Below are 18,477 nucleotides of genomic sequence, written 5' to 3'. Positions count from 1 at the left end.
TCCAATACCGAACGGCCTCAATGGAGTCTCCACACCATGAGAAAGCGACCTTCGAAGCGTCATCGCCGCCAAAGCTCCTCTGGGAGTGCTGTAGCCGGCTCTTCGACGATGTCATTCCGGAATACACGGCTGATTACTGACACAACCACTCGCCGCAAAGAGACACTCAGATCCCAACTTCTGCAGCTTCGGTCGTCGCCGTCTCGAACGACGAGTTATCCGCCGGCGCAATCCCGATATCGGCTAGCGACCGTTCGATGAGCGGCTTCGCGCGCTCGACGTCGACCATCTCGACCGTTTCAGACAGTCGTATCCGCGCCGATGCCTCCGAAAGCCGCTGCAGCGCGTCGAGCTTCCGCGCCGTAATCGGCAGCGGTGGCCCGTCGTACTCCTGTTCGCCCATCGCAGTCACGTATCGTTCCGGCAGCGACGTTTTCGTCTCGACGAACCACTCGCGTATCTCACGGGCGACTGCCGGGTCACGAACGACTGGCTGGACCTGCTTCGCGGCCGTGATGTAGGCGGTGAACTCGTCGCGATTGAGTCGAACCGATGGACCCGAGTCGTCTTCGTCGATGTCTTCTCCGAGTGCGCGCCGACCAGCACGATTCCGAGAGCTCACCATCTTCTCGGAAATATCTCGAATCTTCGCTTCGTCTTCCTCCGAGCGAATCGTGAAGATGAGGTCGAACCGAGAGAGGAGTGGCGACTTCAGCTCGACTTGGTCGGCGATATCCTTCGACGGGTCGAAGTGCCCGCCCGTCGGGTTCCCCGCCGCGAGGAGCGACGTTTCGGCCGGGAGCATCGCATTCTTCCCCGCCTTCGAGACGTGTACCTGCTGAGATTCGAGCGCGGTGTGAAGCGCGTCGAGGTCACTCGTCTCGCCCTTGTCGAGTTCGTCGACGACGGCGATTCCTTTGTTCGCACGAACCAGCGTCCCCGCTTCGATGCTGAACTGCTCGGACGAGAACGAGTCTTTCACGATCGAGGCCGTGAGGCCGGCGCTCGACGAGCCAGTCCCATCGGTGAGTGCGCCGCGCGGTGCGACCTCGTAGGCCGCCTCGAGGAGCAACGTCTTCCCGGTCCCCGGGTCACCGAGGAGAAACATGTGCGAGTCGCCGCGGTGGTGGGCGCCGTCTCTTCCTGTTCGCGCCCAGCCACCGAACTGCTGGAGCACCAGTGCCTCCTTGACGTGTCGGTGGCCTTGGTGTGACGGCGCGAACGAATCGATGAGGAGTTCGAACGTGTTCGGCGCTGTTGCGACTTCATCGATTACCGCTTCGTACTCGGAGAGATCGGCAGCCTCGAAGCCACCCTGTTCGACCGTGTATCCCGTCCCGACGAGGTCCTTCTCGAACACCACGTCACCGGTGTACACCGGATTCAGGCGGCCGAAGAAGGTCGTCCGCGTCCCACCTTCGACTCGCGGGTCACCCGCCAAATCTCCGGTGAGATGGATGTCGATGTGCTCGGTCTCGCCGCGGGCGTTCTCGGGTGGCTCCTGTAGGCGAATCTTCTGGTAGTTCGTCCACTCAGACTGCGTCTCGTTCAGTCGGAACGGCCCCTGTATCTCGCATCCCTGACAGCGGTGCGGCTCTTGGAGCGCCCCGAAGCCGTGTTGCGGGATATAGGTCATCGTCCCGCACCGGAGGCATTCGAACGCCGCCTTCTCGACCATCGGGTTGACCGCGGTCCGCTTCGTAATCTGCCCCTCAAGCGCCAGCAGTCGCCCAATCCAGTCTTCGGGGGAGAACCCTCCGACGTCGAACGTCGCGTCGTCCGGAAGGTTCACGACCGAGACCGAGGCTCGCGCCATCGGTTTCTCACGTCCGGGCACGTCGAACTCGCGGACGGTGTCTTCGAGCCGTTCCAGCGTCGTCTCCGGACGGGCGACGAGATCGCTCGCGATGCCCGAGGCGGACGCCAGCGAGAGGTTCGAATCGTCGCGCTCGGCCTCACACCGCGCGATAGCTCGCCAATCGAGTTCGAGGCGCGTTTCCTCCGGATAGTCATTGGCCAACTCGTAGATGTCGTCAATCGCGACCGCGTTGAGGACCTCCTCGAGTCGCGCCTCGTAGTTCATCCGACCACCCCGAGGAGCGATGTCCAGTCGAACGACAGCGCCCGCTCGATCGCCATCGAGACGATCTCACGGCCGCGGCCGACGTTGAGCGAGACGACCCCGACGACCAGCAGGCCGGCGAGCGTGAGGGCGACCACTTTCGCATCGTGTGCGGCCGTCGACGCGACACCGGCGACGAGCGATCCCGCTTTTGAGGCCTTGTGAACGTAGCTCACAGCGACCAGCAGGGCGAGCAGTCCCATCACCGAGACGCCCTCGATACCGAAGGCCGCGAACGCCGTTTCCAGCGTCGCTCGGATGGGGTCGGTCACTTGTCGTCACCACCGATTCGAAAGACGTTCTCCGGGGTCTTCGCCTCGACAATCCGTGCTTGCCGCCGCGTGTACCACCAGTACCCGAGGCCACCGACGACGAGCAACACGCCGAGGACCGACGCGAGTGGAAGCGCGGTGTCGAGCGCCGATTGAACCGGGGCCGTGATGGACTCCGGCGAAATGAGCAACACACCGACGAAGCCAGCGACGACGAGCGCCAAGAGGACGAGCGGCCGTTCGTACACCGGCGTCGACCGCGTCGAGGACATCCGGCGCTCGGTGTACGCGATGGCTCCAGCGATGATGACCAACACGAGTGCGGCCACCAGTCCGGGGTTCAACACCGGCATCGCGGGAATGTAGTCCGCGGCGGTGTTCGTGACGGCTCCGCCACCACCGGCGAAGAACCCACTTCCGCCCGACGCAGTGGACGACTCCGACGACTTCCGGATGTGAAGAATCTCACCCGAGTCGTCGTCAGCCAAGACGACTGTCTCACCCGCAACTGCGGAATCACGCTGCGTGCCGGTGGTTGTGGAGTAGAGGAGATACGTATCGCCAGCCGACGGCGACAGGAATTCGTAAGCCACCCCGTCGCCGGTGTGTACTCCCGGTCGAATCGAGAGTTTGGGCTCCGTCGTCGACGGACTCGTGACCCGGAAGCGAGCTTCGCCGGTCGCCACGTCCACCCGGACGGGAACCGTCGAGAGACGGAACGTCGACGCGTCCGACGCGCTCGGGAGATGAAGCCGGTGGTAGCCGGTCGCGGTTACCTCGTCGTACTCGGAGTCGCCAAACGATTCGTTGTACGTGTAGTGGAGTCGGTCTTCATCCGGCGACCCACCAAGCGAGATGTAGGAGTCGTTCGCCCACGAGTCGAGTCTGATTTCCGAATCGAGTCGCTCCCCCATCGGCGTCGTCTCGGTTACGGTCAACGACCCGTTCACGACCGAAATTCTGTCACCGGTCGTTCGGACCGTGACGGTGTCACCACCCGAAATGGAGCCTAACCCGACGGTGAGCGTCGTTCCGTCGAGCGAGTAGTCACCCGGAGAGACGGAAGACCACGGCCCACCGTTCAGTCGTGTCTCCACGTTCCCGATGTATGCGACGTTCCCCGAGAAGGGGATGACCAACCTCGCGTCGGTCCGGTCGGTCGAATACGTTCGAGTGACGTTGTACGATTCGGTGAGTTTCGACGACTCGTACGACACGGTCCTCTCATCCGTCGACGTGTGCGAGTACTGCAGCCCCACCGACGGAGCCGGTGCATCCGCTGAAATCGAGTTGTCTCCAACCGAGACCGTGACGGTGTTCGTTCCGTCGGCGACCCACGACACGTTTGTCGGAAGTGTGGCAGTCTCGCCGTCCGCGAGCGTCCCCGGATACGATGTGTCGTTTCCGTTGACCGAGACGGTGACGTTGCTCGTTTCCAGTACCTCGCGGTACGCTAGTGTCCAGTCTACTCCACCGTCACCGTCGCCAGACAGCGAGAACTCGTCCGAGGAGGCAGAAACAGGGAATGAAACTGTCTTTGTTTCGCCGACAGAGAGATCACCGAGTTCTGCGGTCACACCATCGTCGGTCGTGACGGTCGCGTTTTGCGGAGCCATCGACTCGATAGAGATATCCTTGATTCCCCCGGAGGACTTGTCGAACGTCCATTCGACTCGCATCGTGTCCCACGACGCTCGGGAGACGCTGAACGTCTCCGCTGCCGAGGCGTACGGCCCGCCCCATGTCTCCGTGTTGCCCGAGCGAGAGTCAATGAGTGTTCCATCGACGTAGAGATCCAACGTGTAGCCGACGTTCCCGTAGGTGTCGTCCCATCGGTCGGTGACATCGACGCGAACCTCCCGCATCGACGAGACCGGGTGGTCGGTTTGATAGTACGTAATCGAGCCGGAGGAACCTGACGTGTCGGTCCCGTTCGACGCGATTTCGCTCGTGCCGGTCACGTTCAGAACCGGCGTCGGTGAGTCGTGTCCGAGTGGGTCTCGATCACTCGAAATCGAGAGGGCTGACGAGCCGCCGAGGGCGACCGCCCCCGACTCCGTGTCGTTTTCCGCCGAGTCGTGTCCGGCGACCGTGATGTTGTAGTCCGACACGGCATCTGACTCCGAGAGGTCGTACGAGAACGTCGACCCGTCAGTTGCAGGTGTGGCCGCTATCTGAACCGTCCCCGAGAACGTCACCACGTTCGACGAGAAGTGCGCGACGTCGAACAACAGCAGGCCGCCCTCGTACCGGACAGGTGCGGACCACTCGGTACCGTCGTCGTGTGCTCCGTAGATTCGCTCGGGCGTGTAGCCGAGCGCTTCGCGAAGCGCACCCGCGTCGATGCCGACCGTCCGCCCCGTCGAGTGCGTTTCGTCGCGGAGAACTAACACGACGTCGCCGCCGCCGACGGTCGTCCCGTTCACGTACCCCGACGCACGACCGGGCGTCGTCGCGATGACTTCGAGCGACTCGGCGTGGTCCGATGCCATCACCGAGCCTTCGAGGTCGGTCGCCCGAAGCGACGGCTCCGTACCGACCGGGAAATCCTCGGAGACGTTCGCGTCGGGAACACCGACGAGTCCACTCGGTACGGCCGCCGCGACGCCAATAAACGGCGTCAGCACTGAGACCAGAATCATCGCGACCAACAGGACCGAGACCATTCGGTGGGGGCCCCCAAAATCGGCCCCGGGGGGGTTTATCCCAATCATGATCATAATACGCGCGCGGGAGGCGTGTCAGAAAAGCCGACAGTTTCCGGCGAATCCGCATCACGCGGTCTCACCTCCGGAACCGGTGGCTGACTTAAACGACTGCGACGTCGACGGCAGCCGAGCGACGACGACTGACTGCTCGTCGTTCCGGCGCATCCTGACCACGACCTCCCCGTCTTCGACGACTGGTTCGTCGAAGGTCATACCCTCAACCGGAGAGACGAGCTCATCGCCGACCGCGCCGGTCGCGACCGAAATCCATCCCGACCCCGGATCGCGGACGTAGAGGCGGTGGTCAACCTGGTTCTGCCACGACGCGAACACCGAGTCGTCGAACTCCGGTTCAGCTGGCGCGTCAGCCTCGGTCGCCATCGCCGTCGACGGGAGCTGTGTTGGTGCGCCGAGTCGGACGCGAAGCCACCGAGTCTCGTCTTCCGGCGCTTCGGCGACGTCTTTCCAGCCGAAGTAGCTGAACTTCGCCGTGTTGTAGCACAGGCCGGTTCCGATGGGGAGTCCCGACGTGAGGTCGCTCGTCATGGGGATGTTGTCGAAGCCGAGCGGCCACGTTCCGCGGACGTTCTTGACCGGATTCGGCGAGCCATCCGGCATCTGGATCCGCCACTTGAACTCGCGGCGAATCTTCTCGTGGACGTTCTCCTCGTAGTGGCCGAAGTAGAACTGCGAGAAGCGCGCCCGCCGCGACTCGGCCCACAGCGACCGCAGGAGTTCGATCTTGTCCCAGAGGCGTCTGCCCGGCGAGTTCCGCGCCGACTGCGGGACGAAGTCGCCGACCTCGTCGAAGATGAGCGCGGTCCAGCCGACGTGCGTGCCGTGTTCCGTGCGGGCGAGGATGAACGCGAACCACCAGTCGGTCAGCGGCGTCGCGTGGCGGCCTTCGGACGGGTCGGCCTCCCACGTCGGGACGAACGGAAGCGGCTCACCGACGCGCTGGGTCTCCTCTGTGAGTTCGCGACAGCCGCTGAAACTCGGGTCCGGGTAGACGACGTTGAACGTCCCCGGCTTCTGTTCGGCGAGTTGGTCGACGAGGTCGAGTACGTCGTGGTAGTACCGAGCGTTGCGAGCGACGGCTTCGATGTCGGCGTCGTAGCGACCCGCGTCCTCGTCTTCCCACGTCGCTTCGATGCTGGCGTGCTCTGGGAGCCAGACCGTCGCCCAGTCCTTGAGCCGAAGCCACTCGGACCGCGCGGGCGACCCGCGCCAGATGACCTTGTTCGCGTTCATCTCGTCGACGAACGGGAAGTCCTCCAACAGCCGAATCGCGAGCGACGCGGCCTTTGTCGACTTCCCCGACCCGCGGTCGCCCTTGATGAAGGCGTCAGTTCCGCGCGGCGTCGTCGTGACGGTCGGGTCCCGCTCGTGGACGACGAGGTCGGGATACACGCCCGACTTCACCTGTCCCGGCTCGGGGACGTAGTCGTCCGGCTTGAACGCCGGGATGCCGAACTTCTGCCGCATCTCGTAGGCGTCCGTCTTCCAATGCTTCGGTGCGGAGTGAGCGACCGCTTGTCGGGTCCGCTCACCCCAATCGTGCCCCGCAGGCGGGGTGGCGTTGTTCGTGACCATGTTATCCACTCGGAACGAATCGCTCCGTATTCGGCTGACTCGGGACCTCCGCGGCGCGGCCCGACACCTGTCGGACGCTCGCGTTGAACCCGGCGAGGAAGAACTCCGCTGCCCACGACTCGCGGAAGAACAGACCGCGAGGGTCGTCCGAGAGCAAGAGCCGACGCACCGGGAGCTCGAAGTACGCGGCCTCGATGACCGCGGCGTCGACTTCGGCGTAACTCGCCTGGACGACTTCCTGTCCCCACTCGACGAACGCGTCCTCGTCGCGGAAGCCCTGGAGCAGTTCGTCGAGGAGCCCCGACATCCGCGACTGGAGCGTGCCGAGTTCGGGCCGCATCGCCGGGTGGAGCTGTGCTCGTGCGTCCGGGATATCGCCGTCCTCGTCGGTTCCGAGGTAGTCCTTCGCCGACCACCGGAACTCATGGTGGGAACGGCGAATGGCCGGTAAGAGGTCCATCACGGCCATCGACCGCCGTATCTCGTCAGCGGTTGCGGCCGAGAACGGTTCGTCGGCGTCTCGAAGCGGCCCCCACGGCTCACCGAGGAGCGCCGACATCGACCCCGGCGAGGAGACGACGGCCGCGAACCAGTCGTCCTCAAGCGCGCCAAGCGTGTGGACGGTGACTTCTGACATCCACCGGAGCACGCCCGACCGCGACTCGAACCCATCGAGCAGTCGCTGGAAGGCGTCGCGCTGGTCTGCCGAGAGCTTCGCCAGCGCACGGCGCGGCACGTCTTCGGTGTCAGCCGAGTCGGCCCGGCGGTAGGTGCTACTCATCGGGCCGTCCTCCGTCCATGCCCGCCTGCGCACCATGGTCGTCGCCGAGGTAGCGACGAGCAACGGTGTCCATCTGCGACGCCTCTGCGCGGTCAGAGAGTGCTTTGTTTTCCGCCTTGTTCTCGGCGCGCTCGGAGTGGTAGCGGTCGAACAGCGTCTCCCACGACTTCACGTTCCCAATCTGGTCGGCGTGCTGCAGCATCGCCGCGAGCGCATTGCCGTAGTGGACTGGCGCGAGGTCGACGCCGAAACGACCGGAGACCGGGCGCATCACCTTCGTCGCGAAGAGGACGCCCCCACCGATGAGAAGACCGAGCGACGGCGAATCGAGGAGAACGCTTCCGAGGAGCCACGACGCGCCAAGCGCGGCCACACCGCCGAGAATCGCCTTCGCGTTCACGTCGAGTCGGCCCTCCTCGTCGCGAGCGATGAGTTCGGGGAAGCGAATCTCGTGGCGTTCGGGTTCGTACTCGACCGGCCTCTGGGACTCAGGGTCGAGGAAGAACAGCTCCTCGTAGGGGCCGCCGTTCACCTCGATAGACGTTTGCGGCCGGCCGTTCGTTGCCATGTCCGCTCGAGCGCCCCGAGCGCGGGCGTAGAACCGCGCTAGTCCGCGTTTCACCGCCGACCGAATGCCGTCCGGGCCGCGGACCATCCGCTGTGGGTAGACGTCGGCGATGAGTCGGCCGGGAACGGCGTCCATGTCGACCGGCTGTCGGGCCTGCGACCCGCCGTCGGTCGCGATGTCGTCCGCGAGCGGGTCGGGGCGGTTGTTTCCGTCCTGCGGCGCGGCCTGACGGACCATCGAGTCCATCCCGTCTTTCGCCCGGAGGCGGACGAAGAGCGCGAGATAGCTGTCGTCACCGAACCACTCGGTCGCGAGGATGCCGAGGAAAATGCCCCCGATGACGCCGAGCATCCACGGCGCGCGGATGAGTGACGACGAGACCTGCCGCCAGAACACGACCATCGCGGTGCCGATGCCGATGAGCGCCAGTATCCACGCTAGAAGCGAGATACCGGGATTCCCACGGGCCTTCTCGACCGCGCGGCGACCGACGAACAGCGTCACCGACGTGAAGCCGGCAAAGGGGAACGCGATGAGGCCGATCGACCACGCCAGCCGCGACCCTTCCGAGTTCGTCTCGATGGGCTTCGCCGCCTTCGTCGAGGCGTGGTAGAACATCCAGCGCTTCGCGCCGGGGTTGGCGAGACAGTTCGGTTCTCCGGGCTCTTCGACGCACATCGTCGTCCGAACCCGGTCGTCGTAGTGCGGTAGCAGGTCGATTCGAATCGGCTTCGAGTAGCCCGCCGAGACGGTGACCTTCTGGGAGTGTGTGGTGACGTTCTTCGCGACTTCCTCCTCGACGACGGTCCCGTCCGACAGTTCCTTCGAGACGGTGCCCGCCTTCCAGTAGGCGATGCGAACGGTCACGTTCTCGGGTTCGACGCCGAAGGCGCGGCGGGACTCGAGTCGGACGTAGTTGCGTCGGACCGTCTCGCCGGGACTCATGAACGACCACATCGGCGAGTCCTCACCTTCGATGACTAGCAGTCCCGTTGGGAGCGACTTCACGCCGTACTGCCCGAAGCTTCCGCTCGCTCGAACCGAGTCGGGCGCGTTCGCCGGCTTCTGCCCGCGCTCGTTCAACTGTTCGAGGGTGAGCCCCGAGTCCGTCTCAGTCACCGTTTCGTTGGACTGTGCGACCGCACCGACCGGAACCAACAGCGCGACCAGCACCAGCGCCAGCAGCGCGAGCCTCACGGGTCGCCTCATGCGAGACGCACCTCAGAACGTCCCCCGTCGGAGGCCCACGATGCCGCCGATACCGAGCGCGACGATGGCGATACCGACGAACTGAATCGTCGATAGCGGGACGACCCCAGAGAGACCGGCGGTACCAACCACGCCGACGATGATGCCCGAGATGAGTTCCGGCGCGTTGACGAAGAGGTCACCCAGCGCGGCACCGAGGTCACCCAGCGACATCCCAGCCTCGTAGAGCCCGCCGAGGACGCCCACGGTGAGCGCCGAGAGGAATCCGACCCCGCCGCCGATGGCACGCTTGGAACGCGCTCCAACGCCGGCACCGACTTCTGTGGCGGTCTTCTCGTCTTCGAACTCCGCCCACGCGAAGCCGACGAGTACCAGCGCTGCGAGGCCGCCGAGGACGGCCAGCCAGTTCGACGTCAGCAGTTCGAGGACGTTCATCGACCCGCCTCCGTCGACGTCGGTTCAGTTTCCGTTCGGTTCGTCGTCTGCGTGTTACTTCGTTGCATTTCGTGAACTCCTAAGTTTGAACAGCGAAACCGCGAGCATCCCGAGCGCCGCCGCGAAGAACAGCGCGTTCCACGGCAGCGCTGGGAGCAGTTCAGGACCGATGAATCGCGTGAACAGCGACGCGATACCGTACCAGTCGCCCGAGAGCAGGAACGTCGGGTCGAGCGTCACGAACGACTTGAGGTAGAGCACCGCACCGGCGAGGACACTCCCGAGAACCGCTGCGCCTCGTTCGAGCGGGTTCTGTTGGTCGTCACTCACGGGAGCAACCCTCCGAGACCGGGGACCGCGTCGACGATGATCCGGACGACCAGATAGACGACGAGCGTCGTGACCGCCGCCAACAGCGCCGACGCGAACCCACCGGCAATCGGGGCGGCGAGGCCGGCGTCCATCAGCGGGCCGGCGAGGAGGTTGCGGAACATCGTCGGAACCTCTAGAACTGGCGTGAGCCCCTTCCACGCGCTCTCACCGGCCGTTCCGAAAGCCGACTCCATCACGGTGGTCATCGTCGCGACCGCCCAGTCGACGGTCTCGAACGCGAACTCAGCGGGCCGGAGAAAGACGTTCGTCACGACCCACGTCCCGATGGTCGTCACGATGAACGTCGCCGGAGCCTTCAGGAACGACTCGAGTTGGTCCGGGTTGTCGGAGAACGACGTGAGCGTGCCCAAGACGCTGAGGCCGCCGTCGTCGCTCTCGGTGTCAGTACCCGTCGTCTGGTCGGGACCGGAAGGCGCGCCGGAGTTGTTGTAGGTCTCGCCGCCGGTGTCCGGCGCGTTCACGAGACGACCCTCCGAAGGTCCCAGACGGTCGCGACGATGACGAGCACGGCGACCGCTTCGAGGGCCAACAGCACCGGCGCAAACGGGCCGAACTCGACCGCCGCGATTGCCGCTGCTCGCCAGCTGTCGGCTACGAGTCCCGCGCTCTCGCCGAGCGCGTTCGAGACGAACGCCGTCAGAAACCGCCCGACGAAGTCGATGAGCGCGACCTGTGCGCTCACCAGTACCGACAACAGTTCGATTTGGACCGAACCGAAGAGCGTCACGGCCGCCGCGAGAAGCGTTCCGACGAGTCGTTTGACTCGGATTGAGCCGTCGTCCGCGACGTACTGCTCGGCATCAGTTCCCGACATGAGTCACCCCCAGGTGTCGTCGGGAGCCGACCGCGCCGCGGTCGCGTTGCTGACCCACCGTCATCACTCCTCGTCGGTGAAGTCGCCGTCTTCGTCGTTTCCGATGACCGGCAGGTCGATGCCCAGGCCCGGCACGTCCGAGTCGCGGCGGTCGAGATACCACGTCAGGATCATGACCACGCCGATGGCGACGACGGCCGCAATCCACGGGAGGAACGGCCCGAGTTCGGCGAACGGTCCGGTCAGGAGCGAATCCGCCGCCGATTGGAACGACGCCGAGACGAACTCCGCCGGGTCACGAGTCAGCGCGAACACCCACGCCTCGCCACCGATGCCGAAGGCGTCCAACAGCGTGACGGGGAGGTTGACGACCGACTCTCCGAGTGCGATGACCGCCGACCCGGCGAAGACGGCGATGCCACTCACGGTCGCGATGAACGCCTGACCGAAGTTGTCGAATCGGTCGGCGAAGTCGATGTAACTCCGCGCGCCGTCCAGACGCGGCCCGCTCGACCCGCTCGACGACGAACTGCCCCCAGAGGCGTCAGGCGCGTTCACCACCGCTCAGGCCCCCGAGCGCTTCGATGCGATGCCGACAGTCGCGGCGATGGTCGCGAGGCCGGCAGCGATCCAGTTCGTAAAGCCAGAGAGGAACGAGAACCAGCCGCCGTCGCCCGACGAGAAGCCTGCGCCGCCGAGCGCCGACGGCTGCATCGCGTCGTACTGGTCCTCGGTCACCTTGTACTCGTACTTGATGACCGTGTCCTGTCCGGGCTGGACGGTGTCGTCGAGCGTGACCGACGCGTTCAACGACGTGTACAGCGCCGTCTTGTCTGTCCACGACTCGATGTCTTCGAACGCGGTCGATTCCGAGACGCCCTCGGCGAGTTCGACCGAGAGGACGCGGTCACGCGTCACCGACTGCTCGTCGGTGAGTGCCGGGAACTGGTAGTCGAGGTCGTACACGTCCGGCAGCGCCATCCGGTACTGGACCGTGACGGTCCCGAAGTAGCCGGGGTACTTGTTGCCGGTCTCTTTGAACTCGACGTCGACGTCCTCGGCGTCGAGTCGCTCGGCCGTGAAGTTCGCGTCGAAGGTCAGCCCCTTGATGTCCGCCGAATTCGCCCACGAACCGAGCGAGGAGAGCTCGTTCACCGCGAGCGTTCCCGAGGCGTTCTTCTCGTACACGTCGACTGTCTCGAGTTCGTCGTCGTCGTCCGTATTCTCAAGGCGCGTGCCGAGCTTGTACTTCGAGAGCTTCTCGAGGTTCAGCATCGACATCGTCACGTCCGCGTCGCCGTCGCGGACGACGACCTGCACCGATTCGAGCGTCCCGACGGAGCCGTCTCCCGCGGTGACGAGGTCCATCTGACCCATCTGTTCTTGGAAGACGTAGCCCGAGCCGGTCGCGTTCGCGATGAGGTTCGAGCCGGACGTGCGAGACGCGTTGATTTCGGCTGCGTAGTAGTCGCCGTCGTCATCGACCGCGCGAAGTTCGACGACCGCGCCGGCGTCGAGTTCGGCGACGTCGACGGCGGTCGCGAGATGCTTCTTCTGGATGTCGCTGTCGATAGAGAAGTTCGAGAACTCGAAGACTGCCACATCGCCGCTCGTCTGCGAGGCCGTCGAGAACCGCACGCCGTCGACGCCGGACGCCGGCGAGTCGGACATGAGCGTCGTCGTTCCCATCGTGTTGGACTCGTTGACGCTCCACTCGTTCGCGTCGAGTGCGGAGACGTTCTCCTTGTCGACCGGGAACGCGCCGAAGTCCGCGGCGTCGACGTGCGTCGGGTAGAACGAGTACGGGTTGTCGATCGAGTCGTTCACCTCGGCGGCCGCGAGGACGAGCTCACCGTCGTTGTTCTCGTAGCGAAGCGGCGAGTCCCACGAGGCGTTGTGCGTCGCCTTCGTGAGTTGGACGCCGTACTGCGGGTTCGGCGTCGCGTCCGCCGAGAAATTGATCTCAGAGGATGCGTCGGCGGCTGCGGCCGGCGTGGTCAACAGGAGGACGGCCATCGCGACCGACAGAAGCGAGAACAGGCGACTACTCCCCGACATGGCTCACCCCCGCTGCGGCGGACCGGTAGGCGATGACGCCGAGTCCGGCGGCGGCACTCGCGGTGACGAGCGCGGCGAACTGCATGCCACCCCCCGCCGATGCCCAGAGCCACCCCGCGACCGACGCGAGCAGTATCGCTCCCGCCATCGCGTAGTCTCGGGTCTTGCCGGCGAGACCGTAGCCGTCGACGCGACTCCGGGTGTGTGCGCTCACTCCACCGTCGGTTTCGAGGCTGTCCTCGACGTAGGACACGCACACGTCGGTCGGGAGTCGGACGCGTGGGTCGGTGGCCGCGTCCACGTCGACTTCGATGTCTCCCTCGAGGTCGGCCACGGCCATCGCATGGGTGTGGCCGTTCGCGGTGACTGCTACGTCACCCATCGAGCGGGTCCTCCGTCGCCTCGATGGTTGCTTCGTCGGACGCGAAGAGCGACTCCCACTCTTCGACCTCCGAGCGTCGGTACTCGACGATTTCTCCGTGAACTCCAGTCGGAGTTCGGTCAGCTCCCTCAGTCATGGTTCGCCGGCGACCTCGTTCGGCGTCGCCGACGATTCAAGAAACGCTAGAAGACACGATAAGACGCTGAAAATCCGGACCTGTCGGGAATCGTTGGGGGCCGTCTCGCGCCGTCAAGACAGGTCATCTCACCAAGATTATTATCTAGATTGGTACAGCAGGTTCGTCCATGGCAGTCACCGAAACAGACGCCGAGCGAATCGAAGTCCTGCAAGCGCTGTTGAACGCCGATAAGCGGTCGGCATATCGGTCAGGGAACGGCATCGTGATTTCGCCGCCGCAGATCGAAGCCGGCGTCGAGTACGCCGTGTTCGGCGGCGATGTGGATGTTCCTGAGGTGCTGGAGGAGCAGTGTGTCGCGAAGATTTACCGGGTTGATGGCGCGGGTTCGACGCGGTCGGTGTAGACTGAGAGATCAGTACGGGATCGACATTCATTCAGCGGACTCTGTTAACATCCGGTTTTGACAGAACATTCGTGCAACAGGGGCCGAATCAGCACACGCTATCTGAGCGAATTTCCGCCATCGCGTCGGTCATAGTCAGGATATCGGCTCAAACGAGCTACTGTGTTGCCTCATCGATAGCCTTGACGAACTCTTCGGCGTGTTGTGACCCGAGGAGGACTGAACGCCCATCCGTTCGTTCGATCCAGATACCCTGACTGCCACTCACGTTGTATGCCATCTTCCCAGGTGCCCACCGGATCCCCCAGCCCCCAAACTCACGTAGTGGTTTGTACTGCTTGGACTCGTAGTGCTCAATCTCCATCCACGTGATTCGACGGAATGACCGGTGAAGAGGCCACATTTTGAAATAGACACCGTCAACTCTCACCTCTGTCTGGAGGCGAAGACTATAGACGAGTCCAGCAACCGGTACGATGACAATTAGTCCAACCCAGGAGATGGGTCCAGAAACGACCATGAGAAGTGCAATCCCTCCAAGAAGTGCCCAGAGCCATGGCTGGCGAAACCGTTGCACTTCACGAAATATGGGGTCATCGTCCATGAGTAGGTCGTACAGAATAGTCGCTACTCGGTAATGTGGATTCGGGTCCCGAGGTGAAATCCACCGGAATGAACGCTCTATTCAGTATCGATGCGACGGCTCACCTCACCCCACGTCGGTCCGTGGAGTACGCGTACAAATAGGTACACACGAGAATCGCCGCGCCAAGGCCGACCATATTCTGCAGGAGATCCGTGACCGTCACGACGAACATGAGCGAGAACACACCGTAACACCCGAGGCCGCCAAAGAGACACATGGTGAACCGCTTTCGAACCCAGTACAGCTCGTGTTCGCGTTTCTGTGGGTGGCCATCAACCACCGGCCAGTACGACCCCGCGATGAAGCCGACCGCAATTGCACACACGAACAGCAACAACAGAGCTTGCGCATTCCCACCCAGTAGCTCACTCGGTGTCCAGTGGGTGACGGCACTCACGGCGAGGATCGACGCGCTCCCGACCGTTGGAGATGCGATGGCGGCGATACCAGCACTTTGGCAGGCGGCCATGAATCGAGTCAGCGGGTCTGGGCGAGTGGGACCGTACGATTCGACCGACATCGTGAGCGAATCCACTCGCGGCTCGTAGTTGGCTATTTCGGCAGGGAGTACTTCCCTCGGGACATGCCCGTGGATAACCCACTTCGCTACTGCAAAAACACCAGATACTGTTCTTCAGCAATACTGACTGCCTCGTGATAGTTTTCCTGAAGGCTTCCGGTGTCCATCGCAGTCGATTATCGACGCACAAGCGACTCCGCTACGACATCGTCAAGCGCTACGGTGAGGTCTCGTCTACCTCATCACGCAGCGTACGAGGCACATATCTCCGTACCAAAATCGAAGGCGACCCGCCGTCGGTATCTCGGTGCGCTCGAACGGGACCGACTCATCAAACAAAAGGGGGCGACGCGGGGGACTCGGTATCGATTCGTTGAGCCGTAGTCTCACGACGCTGCTGCGGCTGTGTCGTTGTTCTCCATGTCGAATGGAAGGTTAATGACTAACTCATCAAACCAGACGACTGGTCGCTTACTCTGACCCTCTTGCTCGAAGAAGATGACACCCAATCGAGCGAGACGGTTGAGTTCTTCGTGGACGTTCTTCACGTCACGGTTGACTACGCGGGCCGTCTCGTTGATGCTGGATGGTTCTTCCCGACGGATAGCTTTGATGAGGTCAAGCGTTCGCGGGGTTAGCGTAGCCATCAGGTCATCATAGCTTGTGAATGAAATCGTCGGTGTGGAGTCTACAGAGTCGCCATCTGCGAGAGCGGTGAGACTCTCGGTAACGTCCTCTTTGAACTCTCGATCCGATTTTACTGTAACGACGAGTGTCGATTCGGCTTCGAGTAGTTCGCGTTCCATCGGGTGCAGCGGTGGCACAGTATCTGACATTGGGACCTCCCTCGGATGGCCTCACTTAAGTTCGAACTCCGATTTCGGTATCTCGCTCCAGAACCGCTTCCAGAGTTCGACGATTCCGGGGAACTCAATGATCTCTGGGTCAGGGTTCGGCGCGACGTGGAGTTCGTGGCCTTTTGTGTCTTCGTGTGAGTTATCGTACCGGCGAATCGTTCCATCCTTGAGAGTGCGTTCAGAGTCTGGTTGTATCGCACCGTAGTGGAGCTTGTAGGCCCACCCAGATGGGTATGCATCATCTGAGGTTCGCATGCAGAACACTCGAACCACAGTTCCGTCGGGGTATTTCTCCCCTCTGCTCACACCATCAAGGTCGTCGTCGGCCAGCGAGGCCATCCTCAGCTATTGGTACGTGGACCAATGGCATAACTCTAGCCATTGGTCTGGGTGCCAAGGGCACATCACCGTGCCGAGATCGAAGGCGACCCGCCGTCGGTATCTCGGTGCGCTCGAACGGTATCGACTCGTCGAGTCGTGAGTGACAAAACGGTTAATACTGTCAAGGCGATACGTCCTTACAACGCATGTCCGCTGACAAACGAATCCCGGTGACCGAAGAGACTCGGGAAGAACTTCACGAACTGAAAAAGCCGGGGCAGACATACGACGATCTCCTCAAGGAGCTTGCCCAAAGTCGTCGTCGTGAAGACCTCGAAAAGCGCTTCCAAGAGCTGGAGGACGCAGACAGTGATGATCTAACCTCCCTCGAGGATGTCTGAGGACGACTACGCTGTTCTTCTTGCTGATCAACCACGCGAGTTCTTGAGTGTCGTCGATGAGAAGACGACACGAATTTGCAAGGAGAAGCTGGGATACCTGAGCGAGAACCCATATCCAGGGCGAGGACGCGGGGATAAAGAGAAGTTGCCCATCGACGGGCGACGTGATCGGTTCCGTATGCACGTCTCACGGACCTACACAGCGATTTACACCGTCTTGGAAGACGAAAAAGAGGTTCGCGTCCTCGAAATACTACCAATCGACGATGCCCACAAGCGATACGGTTTCTGACAATCTATTAAGTATCTCAATCCAGCGGTATCCTCGCGACTCAACGCGGGAGGAGATCAATCTCAGAGGCTACGGTGCAGCAGCACCGATGTTGTTGTTCGAGTTGTTGAATGGAAGGTCGATCGTCTCCCTACGCTGGCCACCAGTGGAACTGATTCATAGCTCTCGTTAGACACAGTATCTATCATCGGTGTTCATGATCTTGGAGTCGGATTTTCTACACCCTTTTCAAACACTGATTTCGGGTTGAGGGATGCTACACCCCCGGAATTCACGGGTGTACATGGACGCCAAGTTCCCGCAAGGGTGTACCCGATAATTCCCGACCATGGGTGTAGAAATTCGCCGGGGAAAACGAGGGCCCCACATTCAAAACGAATCCCAATCCCTCGATTTGTGGGTTAGAGCGCCCTCTCTCGGCTTTGTAGCTTCACCAACAAGTACCTAGTCACCGCTCACACGGGCACCTGAGTGGGTCGAATCGATCCCCTCAAACACCCGAATCGCCGGTACACCCCAACAAAAGTGGGGTGTATCGGGGGATTTCAGAACGCGATTGCGTCCCAATTTCGGGTGTGACGCAGCATCTGTGTGCGCTGGTTCGACGCGTTCTGAACACCCTCGCTTTCGTCGCTACTGCCAGTTGTGGAGCCTCTCGACTCGAACTGTGGGTTCGTTCGATTGCGTCGTGAAACGACTGTGCTTCGGTTCGACCCCATGCATCCGCGATTCAATTGCGATTCGAACGTGTTGTTCCGGGAGAAATTGTGGGTGTACAGACACTTGATTCGGCCAATTCGGACAGCCCTCATCACCGATTAAGTACCCCCCACATCGATATCTCCAGCAAAATGATCGCCCGAGAGGAAGTATTCGACGTTGACGCCTTCGTGCCCGCCGATCTCGTCCACCGGAACCACGAGTTAAATCTCCTCTCGACGGCTTCTACTGATTCCTTCACCATCCCACAACTCAACCCCGGAGACGAAGGTCTCCGGTTCGGGGGTGGTTGCGCGTGACCGTCGACTGTCCCGCGTGCGGTCACGAGAGCGAGGTCCGATTTCGCTGTGAGCGCTGTGGATACGACCTCGTCGAGGTGGACCGCTGATGACCGAGGACGGCGGCAAGGTCATCGCGGAGTTCTCCGTCCTCGACGACGCAGACCTCGTCACGTCGAACGACGGGGACACCGTCGAGTCCGCTGTCGACAATGGGTATGAGCCCGGTTCGACCGTCGACGACGAGTCGGTCGATGTCGAATTCGAGATGCCGGAGTTCGTCGCTGCCTGTCGATACTGCCAGCGGACTTTCGAAACGGAAGAGGCCGCGCTCGACCACGAATGGACCTGCGACCTGGAGCCGACCGGCGAGTGTCGCTTCTGTGGCGGCACGCATATCCGGAAGGACGTTCGCGAGGACCATTTCTACGCCTGCTCGGAAGCGGAGGCACACGAGCGCCGACAGAAGCGCGGTGTCCGCGCGCGGACGATGCGCGGTCAGGACTCGAAGACCGCGGTCTCGGGCCTACGGAAGTTCCTCCTCCCGCAGCCGCACGAGTTCTCG

The 18,477-nt window shown here is 62.6% G+C and carries 22 protein-coding genes and 1 pseudogene; 5 read left to right on the top strand and 18 right to left on the bottom strand.

The features are described 5' to 3' along the window. Nucleotides 1–166: 166 nt before the first annotated feature. From ATB1_RS09390 to ATB1_RS21990, 14 genes are all read right to left on the bottom strand, one after another. On the bottom strand, nucleotides 167–2,083 hold the full coding sequence (locus ATB1_RS09390; RefSeq protein ID WP_042663470.1) for a minichromosome maintenance protein MCM: 1,917 nt from the start codon (nucleotides 2,081–2,083) through the stop codon (nucleotides 167–169). Further along, a complete protein-coding gene (locus ATB1_RS09385) occupies nucleotides 2,080–2,394 on the bottom strand; it encodes a hypothetical protein (RefSeq protein WP_042663469.1) in 315 nt (104 codons plus the stop codon). The genes ATB1_RS09390 and ATB1_RS09385 overlap by 4 nt, the downstream gene beginning before the upstream one ends. Then, nucleotides 2,391–5,060 (bottom strand): hypothetical protein, encoded by a 2,670-nt coding sequence (locus ATB1_RS09380; RefSeq protein WP_042663468.1) that lies wholly within the window; start codon nucleotides 5,058–5,060, stop codon nucleotides 2,391–2,393. Before ATB1_RS09380 ends, ATB1_RS09385 begins: the two co-directional genes overlap by 4 nt. Before the next feature lie 108 nt (nucleotides 5,061–5,168). Then, a complete protein-coding gene (locus ATB1_RS09375; RefSeq protein WP_241768167.1) occupies nucleotides 5,169–6,695 on the bottom strand; it encodes a hypothetical protein in 1,527 nt (508 codons plus the stop codon). Nucleotide 6,696: 1 nt separating this feature from the next. Then, complete coding sequence (locus ATB1_RS09370) at nucleotides 6,697–7,476, bottom strand: hypothetical protein (protein WP_042663467.1); 780 nt, start codon at nucleotides 7,474–7,476, stop codon at nucleotides 6,697–6,699. Further along, on the bottom strand, nucleotides 7,469–9,253 hold the full coding sequence (locus tag ATB1_RS09365; protein ID WP_042663466.1) for a hypothetical protein: 1,785 nt from the start codon (nucleotides 9,251–9,253) through the stop codon (nucleotides 7,469–7,471). Before ATB1_RS09365 ends, ATB1_RS09370 begins: the two co-directional genes overlap by 8 nt. A 12-nt stretch (nucleotides 9,254–9,265) precedes the next feature. Then, complete coding sequence (locus ATB1_RS09360) at nucleotides 9,266–9,688, bottom strand: hypothetical protein (RefSeq protein WP_042663465.1); 423 nt, start codon at nucleotides 9,686–9,688, stop codon at nucleotides 9,266–9,268. Between the two features lie 54 nt (nucleotides 9,689–9,742). Beyond that, entirely contained in the window at nucleotides 9,743–10,018 is a 276-nt protein-coding gene (locus ATB1_RS09355) for a hypothetical protein (RefSeq protein WP_042663464.1), read from the bottom strand. Then, a complete protein-coding gene (locus ATB1_RS09350) occupies nucleotides 10,015–10,542 on the bottom strand; it encodes a hypothetical protein (RefSeq protein ID WP_042663463.1) in 528 nt (175 codons plus the stop codon). Before ATB1_RS09350 ends, ATB1_RS09355 begins: the two co-directional genes overlap by 4 nt. Further along, nucleotides 10,539–10,895 carry a hypothetical protein gene (locus ATB1_RS09345; RefSeq protein ID WP_042663462.1) on the bottom strand — a complete coding sequence of 119 codons (357 nt, stop codon included), beginning with the start codon at nucleotides 10,893–10,895 and terminating at the stop codon, nucleotides 10,539–10,541. Before ATB1_RS09345 ends, ATB1_RS09350 begins: the two co-directional genes overlap by 4 nt. Before the next feature lie 63 nt (nucleotides 10,896–10,958). Then, nucleotides 10,959–11,453, bottom strand: a complete 495-nt coding sequence (locus ATB1_RS09340; RefSeq protein ID WP_241768166.1) for a hypothetical protein — start codon at nucleotides 11,451–11,453, stop codon at nucleotides 10,959–10,961. A 6-nt stretch (nucleotides 11,454–11,459) separates the two neighbouring features. Beyond that, nucleotides 11,460–12,953 (bottom strand): hypothetical protein, encoded by a 1,494-nt coding sequence (locus tag ATB1_RS09335; RefSeq protein WP_042663461.1) that lies wholly within the window; start codon nucleotides 12,951–12,953, stop codon nucleotides 11,460–11,462. Then, nucleotides 12,940–13,335 (bottom strand): hypothetical protein, encoded by a 396-nt coding sequence (locus ATB1_RS09330; RefSeq protein WP_042663460.1) that lies wholly within the window; start codon nucleotides 13,333–13,335, stop codon nucleotides 12,940–12,942. The genes ATB1_RS09335 and ATB1_RS09330 overlap by 14 nt, the downstream gene beginning before the upstream one ends. Continuing rightward, nucleotides 13,328–13,471 (bottom strand): hypothetical protein, encoded by a 144-nt coding sequence (locus ATB1_RS21990; RefSeq protein WP_156037891.1) that lies wholly within the window; start codon nucleotides 13,469–13,471, stop codon nucleotides 13,328–13,330. Before ATB1_RS21990 ends, ATB1_RS09330 begins: the two co-directional genes overlap by 8 nt. A 169-nt stretch (nucleotides 13,472–13,640) precedes the next feature. On the opposite strand from ATB1_RS21990, the gene ATB1_RS09325 reads away from it, so the two are divergent. Next, the gene (locus ATB1_RS09325) at nucleotides 13,641–13,877 is read left to right on the top strand and encodes a hypothetical protein (RefSeq protein WP_042663459.1); all 237 of its coding nucleotides are present in this window, start codon (nucleotides 13,641–13,643) and stop codon (nucleotides 13,875–13,877) included. 157 nt (nucleotides 13,878–14,034) lie between these two features. Here the strand turns inward: ATB1_RS09325 and ATB1_RS09320 are convergent, their stop codons facing one another. The 4 genes from ATB1_RS09320 to ATB1_RS09305 form a co-directional block, all read right to left on the bottom strand. Further along, nucleotides 14,035–14,481: a hypothetical protein gene (locus ATB1_RS09320; protein ID WP_042663458.1), complete on the bottom strand. Its 447-nt coding sequence runs from the start codon at nucleotides 14,479–14,481 to the stop codon at nucleotides 14,035–14,037. Nucleotides 14,482–14,581: 100 nt separating this feature from the next. Then, the gene (locus tag ATB1_RS09315; RefSeq protein ID WP_241768165.1) at nucleotides 14,582–15,043 is read right to left on the bottom strand and encodes a hypothetical protein; all 462 of its coding nucleotides are present in this window, start codon (nucleotides 15,041–15,043) and stop codon (nucleotides 14,582–14,584) included. Between the two features lie 386 nt (nucleotides 15,044–15,429). Next, nucleotides 15,430–15,879 carry a hypothetical protein gene (locus ATB1_RS09310; protein ID WP_349674957.1) on the bottom strand — a complete coding sequence of 150 codons (450 nt, stop codon included), beginning with the start codon at nucleotides 15,877–15,879 and terminating at the stop codon, nucleotides 15,430–15,432. Nucleotides 15,880–15,900: 21 nt separating this feature from the next. Then, entirely contained in the window at nucleotides 15,901–16,239 is a 339-nt protein-coding gene (locus tag ATB1_RS09305) for a DUF6516 family protein (protein WP_042663456.1), read from the bottom strand. Nucleotides 16,240–16,427: 188 nt separating this feature from the next. On the opposite strand from ATB1_RS09305, the gene ATB1_RS09300 reads away from it, so the two are divergent. From ATB1_RS09300 to ATB1_RS09290, 4 genes and pseudogenes are all read left to right on the top strand, one after another. Beyond that, complete coding sequence (locus tag ATB1_RS09300) at nucleotides 16,428–16,622, top strand: hypothetical protein (RefSeq protein ID WP_042663455.1); 195 nt, start codon at nucleotides 16,428–16,430, stop codon at nucleotides 16,620–16,622. Beyond that, nucleotides 16,615–16,914 (top strand): hypothetical protein, encoded by a 300-nt coding sequence (locus ATB1_RS09295; protein ID WP_042663454.1) that lies wholly within the window; start codon nucleotides 16,615–16,617, stop codon nucleotides 16,912–16,914. The genes ATB1_RS09300 and ATB1_RS09295 overlap by 8 nt, the downstream gene beginning before the upstream one ends. Nucleotides 16,915–17,765: 851 nt before the next feature. Further along, nucleotides 17,766–17,933, top strand: a complete 168-nt coding sequence (locus ATB1_RS21985) for a hypothetical protein (RefSeq protein ID WP_157837732.1) — start codon at nucleotides 17,766–17,768, stop codon at nucleotides 17,931–17,933. A gap of 88 nt (nucleotides 17,934–18,021) precedes the next feature. Beyond that, nucleotides 18,022–18,477 (top strand): annotated as a pseudogene (locus tag ATB1_RS09290) (Lrp/AsnC family transcriptional regulator); the annotation flags it as partial.

The organism is Haloferax sp. ATB1 (assembly GCF_000730175.1).
Note: the sequence above shows the minus strand (reverse complement) of the source record. Positions and strands in the feature narration are given on the sequence as shown.

What these genes read in the sequence shown, in the direction of transcription:
- ATB1_RS09390 (WP_042663470.1), bottom strand. Translation starts at nt 2,083, where the DNA reads ATGAACTACGAGGCGCGACTCGAGGAGGTCCTCAACGCGGTCGCGATT.
- ATB1_RS09380 (WP_042663468.1), bottom strand. Translation starts at nt 5,060, where the DNA reads ATGGTCTCGGTCCTGTTGGTCGCGATGATTCTGGTCTCAGTGCTGACG.
- ATB1_RS09375 (WP_241768167.1), bottom strand. Translation starts at nt 6,695, where the DNA reads ATGGTCACGAACAACGCCACCCCGCCTGCGGGGCACGATTGGGGTGAG.
- ATB1_RS09370 (WP_042663467.1), bottom strand. Translation starts at nt 7,476, where the DNA reads ATGAGTAGCACCTACCGCCGGGCCGACTCGGCTGACACCGAAGACGTG.
- ATB1_RS09365 (WP_042663466.1), bottom strand. Translation starts at nt 9,253, where the DNA reads ATGAGGCGACCCGTGAGGCTCGCGCTGCTGGCGCTGGTGCTGGTCGCG.
- ATB1_RS09360 (WP_042663465.1), bottom strand. Translation starts at nt 9,688, where the DNA reads ATGAACGTCCTCGAACTGCTGACGTCGAACTGGCTGGCCGTCCTCGGC.
- ATB1_RS09345 (WP_042663462.1), bottom strand. Translation starts at nt 10,895, where the DNA reads ATGTCGGGAACTGATGCCGAGCAGTACGTCGCGGACGACGGCTCAATC.
- ATB1_RS09335 (WP_042663461.1), bottom strand. Translation starts at nt 12,953, where the DNA reads ATGTCGGGGAGTAGTCGCCTGTTCTCGCTTCTGTCGGTCGCGATGGCC.
- ATB1_RS09330 (WP_042663460.1), bottom strand. Translation starts at nt 13,335, where the DNA reads ATGGGTGACGTAGCAGTCACCGCGAACGGCCACACCCATGCGATGGCC.
- ATB1_RS21990 (WP_156037891.1), bottom strand. Translation starts at nt 13,471, where the DNA reads ATGACTGAGGGAGCTGACCGAACTCCGACTGGAGTTCACGGAGAAATC.
- ATB1_RS09325 (WP_042663459.1), top strand. Translation starts at nt 13,641, where the DNA reads ATGGCAGTCACCGAAACAGACGCCGAGCGAATCGAAGTCCTGCAAGCG.
- ATB1_RS09320 (WP_042663458.1), bottom strand. Translation starts at nt 14,481, where the DNA reads ATGGACGATGACCCCATATTTCGTGAAGTGCAACGGTTTCGCCAGCCA.
- ATB1_RS09315 (WP_241768165.1), bottom strand. Translation starts at nt 15,043, where the DNA reads ATGTCGGTCGAATCGTACGGTCCCACTCGCCCAGACCCGCTGACTCGA.
- ATB1_RS09310 (WP_349674957.1), bottom strand. Translation starts at nt 15,879, where the DNA reads ATGTCAGATACTGTGCCACCGCTGCACCCGATGGAACGCGAACTACTC.
- ATB1_RS09305 (WP_042663456.1), bottom strand. Translation starts at nt 16,239, where the DNA reads ATGGCCTCGCTGGCCGACGACGACCTTGATGGTGTGAGCAGAGGGGAG.
- ATB1_RS09300 (WP_042663455.1), top strand. Translation starts at nt 16,428, where the DNA reads ATGTCCGCTGACAAACGAATCCCGGTGACCGAAGAGACTCGGGAAGAA.
- ATB1_RS09295 (WP_042663454.1), top strand. Translation starts at nt 16,615, where the DNA reads ATGTCTGAGGACGACTACGCTGTTCTTCTTGCTGATCAACCACGCGAG.
- ATB1_RS21985 (WP_157837732.1), top strand. Translation starts at nt 17,766, where the DNA reads ATGATCGCCCGAGAGGAAGTATTCGACGTTGACGCCTTCGTGCCCGCC.